The organism is Novosphingobium sp., assembly GCF_036820275.1.
GTDB lineage: Bacteria > Pseudomonadota > Alphaproteobacteria > Sphingomonadales > Sphingomonadaceae > Novosphingobium.
The window spans coordinates 47258-54797 of record NZ_DAISLT010000041.1 but is presented as its reverse complement, the minus strand read 5'-3'; the positions used below and the strand labels follow the sequence as shown (position 1 = coordinate 54797).

At 61.7% G+C, this 7540-nt stretch carries 10 protein-coding genes and 1 tRNA gene; 7 read left to right on the top strand and 4 right to left on the bottom strand.

Translation table 11 applies throughout. The features are described 5' to 3' along the window. The first annotated feature begins 57 nt into the window (after positions 1-57). From V7066_RS23650 to V7066_RS23625, 6 genes are all read left to right on the top strand, one after another. Positions 58-240 carry a hypothetical protein gene (locus V7066_RS23650; protein ID WP_334185417.1) on the top strand — a complete coding sequence of 61 codons (183 nt, stop codon included), beginning with the start codon at positions 58-60 and terminating at the stop codon, positions 238-240. A 62-nt stretch (positions 241-302) separates the two neighbouring features. Then, complete coding sequence (locus V7066_RS23645; RefSeq protein ID WP_334185416.1) at positions 303-554, top strand: hypothetical protein; 252 nt, start codon at positions 303-305, stop codon at positions 552-554. Between the two features lie 79 nt (positions 555-633). After that, positions 634-1002 carry a thermonuclease family protein gene (locus V7066_RS23640; RefSeq protein ID WP_334185415.1) on the top strand — a complete coding sequence of 123 codons (369 nt, stop codon included), beginning with the start codon at positions 634-636 and terminating at the stop codon, positions 1000-1002. A 321-nt stretch (positions 1003-1323) separates the two neighbouring features. Beyond that, positions 1324-1575: a hypothetical protein gene (locus V7066_RS23635; protein ID WP_334185414.1), complete on the top strand. Its 252-nt coding sequence runs from the start codon at positions 1324-1326 to the stop codon at positions 1573-1575. 11 nt (positions 1576-1586) lie between these two features. After that, positions 1587-1964, top strand: coding sequence for a hypothetical protein (locus V7066_RS23630; RefSeq protein WP_334185413.1), 378 nt, complete (start codon positions 1587-1589; stop codon positions 1962-1964). An 11-nt stretch (positions 1965-1975) separates the two neighbouring features. Continuing rightward, on the top strand, positions 1976-2218 hold the full coding sequence (locus tag V7066_RS23625) for a hypothetical protein (RefSeq protein WP_334185412.1): 243 nt from the start codon (positions 1976-1978) through the stop codon (positions 2216-2218). A gap of 319 nt (positions 2219-2537) precedes the next feature. Here the strand turns inward: V7066_RS23625 and V7066_RS23620 are convergent, their stop codons facing one another. The 3 genes from V7066_RS23620 to yghU form a co-directional block, all read right to left on the bottom strand. Next, a complete protein-coding gene (locus V7066_RS23620) occupies positions 2538-3791 on the bottom strand; it encodes a tyrosine-type recombinase/integrase (RefSeq protein WP_334185411.1) in 1254 nt (417 codons plus the stop codon). A gap of 173 nt (positions 3792-3964) precedes the next feature. Beyond that, positions 3965-4039 (bottom strand) — tRNA-Gln (locus tag V7066_RS23615). 85 nt (positions 4040-4124) lie between these two features. After that, positions 4125-4973: a glutathione-dependent disulfide-bond oxidoreductase gene (yghU, locus tag V7066_RS23610; RefSeq protein ID WP_334185410.1), complete on the bottom strand. Its 849-nt coding sequence runs from the start codon at positions 4971-4973 to the stop codon at positions 4125-4127. Between the two features lie 209 nt (positions 4974-5182). Between yghU and V7066_RS23605 the strand changes: the two genes are divergently transcribed. Beyond that, the gene (locus V7066_RS23605) at positions 5183-5809 is read left to right on the top strand and encodes a TetR/AcrR family transcriptional regulator (protein WP_334185409.1); all 627 of its coding nucleotides are present in this window, start codon (positions 5183-5185) and stop codon (positions 5807-5809) included. A 68-nt stretch (positions 5810-5877) separates the two neighbouring features. Here the strand turns inward: V7066_RS23605 and V7066_RS23600 are convergent, their stop codons facing one another. Then, on the bottom strand, positions 5878-6978 hold the full coding sequence (locus V7066_RS23600) for a branched-chain amino acid aminotransferase (protein ID WP_334185408.1): 1101 nt from the start codon (positions 6976-6978) through the stop codon (positions 5878-5880). Positions 6979-7540: the final 562 nt, after the last annotated feature.

Below are 7540 nucleotides of genomic sequence, written 5' to 3'. Positions count from 1 at the left end.
TCTTGAGGCTTTATGATCTGCCACACCTTATCGTGGCACCTTCCAAAGGAGAGATCGATGAGCATCAAGGGCGAAATGAAAGAAGCCGCCGGCTACATCAAGGAAGAGCTGAACGAGCACGGCAAGTCGCCGGAAGCGCAGCGCAAGGCACAGGAAGGTCGTGACCTGCGCAATGAAGGCCGTATCGAGGACGGCAAGGCGCCGAAGACCTCCGAGCCGGGTGCGGGCAAGCCCAAGTAAGCCTGACAGGAGCCGGCGCGCTAGTGTGCGCCGGCCCTTCCTTTGCAATCCAGAGGCCTGGAATGTTCACGCAGCTCAACCCCACCATACCCCTTCACGTTGTAGGCAAGGGCGACGGCTATGCGATCGGAATGATCGACTACGGCCAGGAGCACAATCTCATCTGGGTCACGGCCCTCGATAGCTCAGGCGAGATCTGGTGTGCGCCTAACGCTACCGTTCGCCTCGGGAAAAACTGGACAATGGGGCGCCAGGAAAATCCGCTGATCACGGAAGACAAAAAGGCGGAACGGGCCCAGCAGACGGCCTTCTGAGTAAGGGCGATCATATGCCCCCGGAATCCTGACAGAATTTTCATCACACTGCCTCTCGCCGACCTGTTAGGCAAGATTCATGCCTCTGATCCTTGCCGCCGCTGCGATCGCCTGTGTTGCTTCCGTCCACGACGGAGACACCGTTCGCCTCTGCGACGGTGAGCGGGTGCGCCTGGTCAACATCGATGCGCCGGAGGTGGTGGGATCGTCGCGCTGCACGGCCCAGAGCCGCGCAAAGCTGGCGGCGTCACGCAATCCGCCGTGGTGCGACTACGAGGCCGGGCTTGCCAGCCGCGACCAGCTCCGGGCATTTCTGTCCTCGGGCTCACCGCAGATCCAGCGCACTGGCACCGATCGCTATGGCCGGACCCTGGCGCGCCTTTCCGTCAACGGGCGGGATGCGGGCAACTATCTCATTTCGGCGGGTCTGGCACGGCCGTGGCAATGAATTGGCGCATCAAGATCGTGCTCTGGGTTCTGCTCGGCTTTGCCCTCGGTGTCGCCCAGACACTTTGGGAGCGCAGAACTGAGACGGGCGCCTCGCGGCCAATCCATTACATCCCGCCAGGCGCAACGCTTGTCTGAGAAGCCCGATTAACGCGATTGCCGTTCAGAGCCATTCGACAGCAATATCCTTTTTATAGAGTAGAATGCAGGATGGGAAAGCTTGCTCTTCGACCTTCCATAGGGCCGTAGTCCGCCAAATCATGATGTGAACATATAGCGAACATGCTAGGGCGGGTCATTCGATTCGTGAGAGGGCCACTCCATGGCAAACGACCAATTGACGCTTCCCCTGACCGATGAGGACCTGCTCAGGCTGGCCCGGCACCGCTACGTGCAGGCCGACAGGGAAGGGGCGACGATTGACGATTACGTCCAGCTCGTGGACATTTTCCCCGCCGTGCTGCGGCGGCTCGACGAGAAGATCGAGGTAACCCGCGACCTGGTCTGCGTCGAAGAGATCGACTTGAACGATCCGGCCACCTTGTGGCGTTTGGCCGCCGAGTCGGCCGAGTAGGAGGGGCCGCTATGAGCGAAGCACAACGGAGCAGCACCGACGATCTAATGCGGGAGATCACGCGCATTCTCGGCGAAGATGGCGCGTTGAGCGACTTCGGCCGCGTCACCGCGTACGGAGCTTTCATGTCCACAGCGCTGGAGAGCCGGCCGCGCCCAGCGGGCCAGACGGCTACACCTGCCGAACGCGGGCCTTTCGGGCGCTGGCTCCTCATGCAGGTCGAGCGCGGCGGGCTTGTCGGCGATCTGGCGAAAGGCGCACTGGTCGATCGTGGCTTTCCGCGCGATGGCGATCCCGAGGCGGTACGCAAGCGCCTGAGCATGCTTCAGGCGGATGGCGATATGTTCGAGGCCCTGGATGAAGCGGAACTCGACTGGGCGAGCTATTGAGGGTGCAAGGCATGACATACGGCGAACTGATCGAACACGCCGGTCGGCTCCACGCGTTGGCAAGTTCGCGTACAGGCACGCGGGCGGATCTGGTCCAGCTCCGCGATCTGGTGCCGCAGCTTATCGACGCGGTGAGGGCGCTCGCCCGAGATGACGTGGAGATGGTGCCACTCCCTGGCATCGATTTGACGCAGTGCGAGCTGGTCGAGGAGCGCAGGACGGGATCTGTGCTGCCTTCGGCCGGCGGCGCCTGAAGCATTTGCTTGAGCTGAAAAGCCGAAGAGGCCGCCCCTGTAAGCCGGGCGACATCTAATCGGTACCGTCGGGGGTGGATCTGTCACCGCGTGCCGCAGCGTGGGCAGCGCCGGTTACCTAACGTGAAAGAAGCAGTTCTTCCGGCCGGCTCTGCCGATGACTCTTCTTTGCGGTTGCACCGAGAGGGCGACGAAGTGGGTTTGGCCCAGCCAATTTAGCCCCACGGCTGCAGTTCCTGTAGGTTCTGGGATGCGATGTTGCAGGCGCCGACCGCGGCGCATTGTACGCCGCGGTCGGTCAGTTTGCTGAGATTCGCTGTCAGTGAAGCGGTTTGAAAGGGCCTGTCGGGATTTCCAAGGCTCTCGCGACTCCGGCTTGATGAGCGATTTCAACAATCTCGCACTCCCACTTGAGGAACCACGCCGCTTTCTCCTCCTCCAGCTCGTATCCATCGTAGATACGCTCGAGGCCCACCTTGAGATGGTTCAGCATGGCCTCCGCAGTCTCATAGTCGACCTTGAGTCGCTTGGTGTTGCTCCTCGCCGTCCGGCGAAAATCATGCGGTACGAAATGATCGACCTCACGGCCGGCAAACTGCGACATCGCTGCAAGGACACGCTTCTTGGCCGGATACCAGCCGTTGGTTCGCGGCCCGGCAATCCTCGGTGACGGGAAGACCCAATCCGCGTTTGAAACCATGAGATGGCGGCCCCATGGACCGAGCTGAATGGTGTGGGCGTGATTGTTCTTCGAGCGGGCTGAGGGGATCGTCCAGATACCGTTCTCGATCTCGGCGGAGTTCGCGCGAATCACTTCCGCGAATCGGGCGGCGGTCAGAAGCCAGAGCAACATGCCGCGTCGCAAATCTCGCTCCTCCTCGAGGGCAACGGCCTTAAGGAACCACCCGATTTCCTCGAGGCTGAGCTTGCGGCTACGCGGCGCCTCCGGAAAGCGGAGATCGGCAAGCCTGCGCGAGGGATCGACCTCGAGGCCGACGATGAGGCCTCTCAGGCTGGCGGCCCACCCGAAGAAAACCTTCAATTCTGCCGCCAGGCGATTCGCGCGTACTCTCGCGGTTCGCCCCTTCGCTGCCACAAGGTTGATGAGGTCCTTCTCGGTGACATCGTAAATGGACTTCCGCGCCAGTTTGGGAGCGATGTCCCGCTTGTAGATCTCCAGCTTGTCCTTGATCGTGCGAGGCTTGTTTATCCGCTTGGCGCGCGATCCGCGGCCCTCGCGCGCGGCTTCCATGTAGTGCTCGTGGGCCCGGGCAACTGTCATCGATGACCGCGCATCCGCTATTCGCCGTGCCTCACGCGGATCGACGCCGACCTCGACATCGTCGTTGAGGGATTTTGCCCAGCACCGGGCATCGGCGATCGAATGGGCGGGATAGTAGCCCAGCCGCATGCGCACCAGCTGACCGTCGCCGGACAGGCGGCGGGCGTATTTCCAGACCTTCTTTCCGCTGGGGAGAACTTCCAGCCCTAAACCGGGATACAAAGGGTCCCGGATTGAACCTGTGTTCAGTGCGTCCAGGGATGCAGGTGAAAAGGCGATTTTCCGTGGCATTTACCGACTCCTTGGCCGGCCCCGAATCGCAGAAAATCATGATACAAATCGTGATACAAACGCCGTCCAAACGGGGCTAACCGTGGCTAGCCGGGTCCAGGTGGTGGGCCGAAGCCCTATCTCGATTTTTGAAGGATTTTCAGTGATATCTGGCCGAATCTCGAGGGTTCGGCTGGCTGGGGCGGCAGGATTCGAACCTGCGAATGCCGGTACCAAAAACCGGTGCCTTACCACTTGGCGACGCCCCAGCAGGGAGTGCGCGCTTAGCGGCTAATGCCGGTGCTGAAAAGCCCTTATCGAAGAGTTTTCCAGAACCGGCATTCATATGGTCTCTCAGACCTTGAGCACGACGTCGATATCCGCAGCGGTATGGCGTTCCTGGACGAATCCTTCACCGTTGCGGTTGACGATACGTCCACGCTGGACAGGTTCGCGGGCGCCCAGTTCCTCGCCCCAGCGCATCAGGTTTCCGTAGCTCTGCACATCGAGGAACGTCGCGGCGTCGCCATAGGCATCGCCGCGCACAAAGCCGCCGAACCAGCCATAGGCAGCAATGTCGGCGATCGTGTATTCCTCGCCCGCGACATAGCGGGTCTCGCCAAGGCGCCTGTCGGCCACGTCGAGAATGCGCTTGGTTTCCATCGCATAGCGATTGATCGGGTATTCGTACTTTTCCGGCGCATAGGCATAGAAATGTCCGAAGCCGCCGCCAATCAGAGGCGCGGTGGACATCTGCCACATGAGCCAGGACAGGCATTCTGCGCGTTCGGGGTAATCGGCCGGAACGAACTTTCCGAATTTATCCGCAAGATAGAGCAGGATCGCGCCCGATTCGAAGATGCGAACGGGCTTGTCTCCGGAATAGTCGAGCAATGCCGGAATCTTGGAGTTCGGATTGACCGAGACGAAGCCCGAGCCGAACTGGTCGCCTTCGCCGATGTTGATCAGCCAGGCGTCATATTCGGCTTCCTTCACGCCGGCTGCCAGGAGTTCCTCCAGCATGATGGTGACCTTCTGCCCATTGGGCGTACCCAGCGAGTAGAGTTGCAGGGGATGTACGCCCCGCGGCAGTTCCTTGTCCTGTCTGGCACCGGCGGTGGGACGGTTGATGCTGGCCCATTCGCCGCCGTTACCCTTGTCCCAGGTCCAGACTTTCGGCGGTGTGTAAGTGGGATCGGCCATGAGCAACTCCTTGATGTGTCGGAGGCAAATCTAGGGAGCTGGGCAGGGAGCGACAAGGCCGGGGGACCGTCTTCGCCGCTTGCTAATGGGCCGTAGGCGACATAATCCGCTCCTTGCCCTCGACTTTTTATGAATCTCATTTTAAATCAATCGTCTAGCGGATTCTTGCGACCTGATCCGGCCGCGCCGCACAGACAGGCAGTAGTCCAATGACAAAGACGATCGACGCGCCGATAGCGCCAGCGGGCCGCAGGCAACCCTCGCGTCGCCGTAACAAGGGGTTCCAGGAAACCCATGCCCTGCTGATCGATACCGCGGTGCGGCTCATGTCGGAGAAGGGCACGGAAGCGCTGTCGCTTTCCGAAGTCGCGCGGGAGGCCGGGGTCAATCGCACCACGGTCTACTATCATTTCGACAGCCGTGAGGCCTTGCTGGCAGCGGTGCGGGAATGGTCTGCCAATCAGTTCGCAGCCGCCTTCGCACCTTCGGATACGCCGGAAAACCGCACGCGCTTCATCACCCACTTCGTGATCGAGAAGCCCGAGGTGGTCGCGTTGTGGACGGAGGAATTCCTGACTCCCGGTCGCGTGGCCGAGCGTTACCCGCATTGGGATACGCTTGTCGAAGGCCTGCGGTCGCAATTCGCTGAAGGCGTCGAAACGGCGGATATCGATGCCGAAGCTTTCGCCGCGCTACTGTTGACCTGGGCGATGATCGGTCCTCGCGTCTATCGCAACAGCGTGCGTCCGGATTTGTCGCTGGAGGAAACCGTGGACCGTCTGGCGCGCTCGCAGACTGCAATGCTGCGCCTGATCGGCGTGACGCCGGGGCGGTAATTCGCAGCAAGGCGTAGCAAGGGCGCAAAGGGGTCCTGGGAGATGCTCCCCCAGGACCCTGCTTTTTCTTACGAGACCTTGCGGATCCAGCCGTGGGTATCTGCCGCTTCGCCGCGCTGGATCGAGACCAGGCGGTTCTTGAGCTTGGCGGTGAGCTGGCCGGGGCCGCCCGAGCCGATCACGAACTCACCGTCGCGGCCGGAGACCTTGCCCACCGAGGTGACGACCGCGGCGGTGCCGCAGGCGAAGGTTTCGATGAGCTTGCCCGAGGTCGCATCCTCGCGCCACTGGTCCAGGCTGTACTTGCCTTCCTCGACCTTGAGGCCTTCCTCGCGCGCGAGCTGGAGCAGGCTGTCGCGGGTGATGCCGGGCAGGATCGTGCCCGTGAGGGCGGGGGTCAGCAGGGTGCCGTCCTCGAACACGAAGTAGAGGTTCATGCCGCCCAGTTCCTCGATCCACTTGTGCTCGGCAGCATCGAGGAAGACGACCTGGTCATGGCCGCGCGCGATCGCCTCGGCCTGGGGCACGAGGCTGGCAGCGTAGTTGCCGCCGCACTTGGCCGCGCCGGTGCCGCCGGGAGCGGCACGGGTATAGTCGGAAACCCAGATCGAGACCGCCGGTGCGCCCGACTTGAAGTAGTTGCCCGCCGGGCTGGCGATGACGATGAACTTGTACTGCTTGGCCGGACGCACGCCGAGGAAGGCCTCGGTCGCGATCATGAAGGGGCGCAAGTAGAGCGAGGCGCCTTCAGCAGCCGGGATCCATTCCCGGTCGATCTTGACGAGGCGCTCGATCGCCTCGACGAAAAGCGATTCGGGCAGTTCGGGCATGGCCAGGCGCTGGGCGGACTGGTTGAAGCGCGCGGCGTTCGCTTCGGGGCGGAACAGCGAGATCGAGCCGTCGGCCTGCTTGTAGGCCTTGAGGCCTTCGAAGATTTCCTGCGCGTAATGCAGCACCGAGGCGGCGGGATCGAGCGCGATCGGCTGGCGCGGGCCGACGACGGCATCGTGCCAGCCCTGGCCCTCGGTCCACTCGATCGTCACCATGTGATCGGAGAAGTTCGTGCCGAAGCCGGGGTTGGCAAGTACGGCCTCACGCTGCTCCGTGCTGGCGGGCGAGGGGTGGGGCTGGGTGGTGAAAGTCAGGCCGGCATCGGCGAGAGTCGCCATCGAACTAGTCCTCTTGTGTGCGTTTCCGGCGGGCGTTGAATGAAAATTACATTCTTGGCAACCGAAAAGTAATTTTGATACGCGTTTTTATAGCATAACCACGCTGCAAGGGGGAGGCAAACACGAATGCCTGGCTCCCGGCAGGAAGCGATCCTGTGCACGGTCGCCTTTGCGTTGGGAAGTGGTGGAGAGCCAGTGCGAATTTCGCCTTTTGCCATGCGCCAGACGATGTTTTGGGGACGATGCTTTGGGGAAGAAATCCCGGCTCTGAAATGAGGGCGGCCAAATGAGAAGGGCCGCCCCGGTTGCCCGGTGCGGCCCTTCGCATGGTCAGCGGCCGGGAAGTGCCGCCAGCGAAAGCCTTTATCGCTTCATCAGGATTTAGCGATAATGCCTCGCGACGGAAATTGCCGACCTCTCTGCTGAACCATGAGACATCGGATCACCTCCTTTCGCGCTGTTTAGCCAAGGTTGCCGCCCTGGATGTTGCACCGGAGCGGCTGGACTTCGGAATGTCTTGGGCGCGTTTCCCGAGACCCGTCGTCCTGTGAAATTTGTGTCC

Excerpts from the sequence above, each read along its gene's own strand:
- V7066_RS23650 (WP_334185417.1), top strand. The coding sequence starts at position 58 with ATGAGCATCAAGGGCGAAATGAAAGAAGCCGCCGGCTACATCAAGGAA.
- V7066_RS23645 (WP_334185416.1), top strand. The coding sequence starts at position 303 with ATGTTCACGCAGCTCAACCCCACCATACCCCTTCACGTTGTAGGCAAG.
- V7066_RS23640 (WP_334185415.1), top strand. The coding sequence starts at position 634 with ATGCCTCTGATCCTTGCCGCCGCTGCGATCGCCTGTGTTGCTTCCGTC.
- V7066_RS23635 (WP_334185414.1), top strand. The coding sequence starts at position 1,324 with ATGGCAAACGACCAATTGACGCTTCCCCTGACCGATGAGGACCTGCTC.
- V7066_RS23630 (WP_334185413.1), top strand. The coding sequence starts at position 1,587 with ATGAGCGAAGCACAACGGAGCAGCACCGACGATCTAATGCGGGAGATC.
- V7066_RS23625 (WP_334185412.1), top strand. The coding sequence starts at position 1,976 with ATGACATACGGCGAACTGATCGAACACGCCGGTCGGCTCCACGCGTTG.
- V7066_RS23620 (WP_334185411.1), bottom strand. The coding sequence starts at position 3,791 with ATGCCACGGAAAATCGCCTTTTCACCTGCATCCCTGGACGCACTGAAC.
- yghU (WP_334185410.1), bottom strand. The coding sequence starts at position 4,973 with ATGGCCGATCCCACTTACACACCGCCGAAAGTCTGGACCTGGGACAAG.
- V7066_RS23605 (WP_334185409.1), top strand. The coding sequence starts at position 5,183 with ATGACAAAGACGATCGACGCGCCGATAGCGCCAGCGGGCCGCAGGCAA.
- V7066_RS23600 (WP_334185408.1), bottom strand. The coding sequence starts at position 6,978 with ATGGCGACTCTCGCCGATGCCGGCCTGACTTTCACCACCCAGCCCCAC.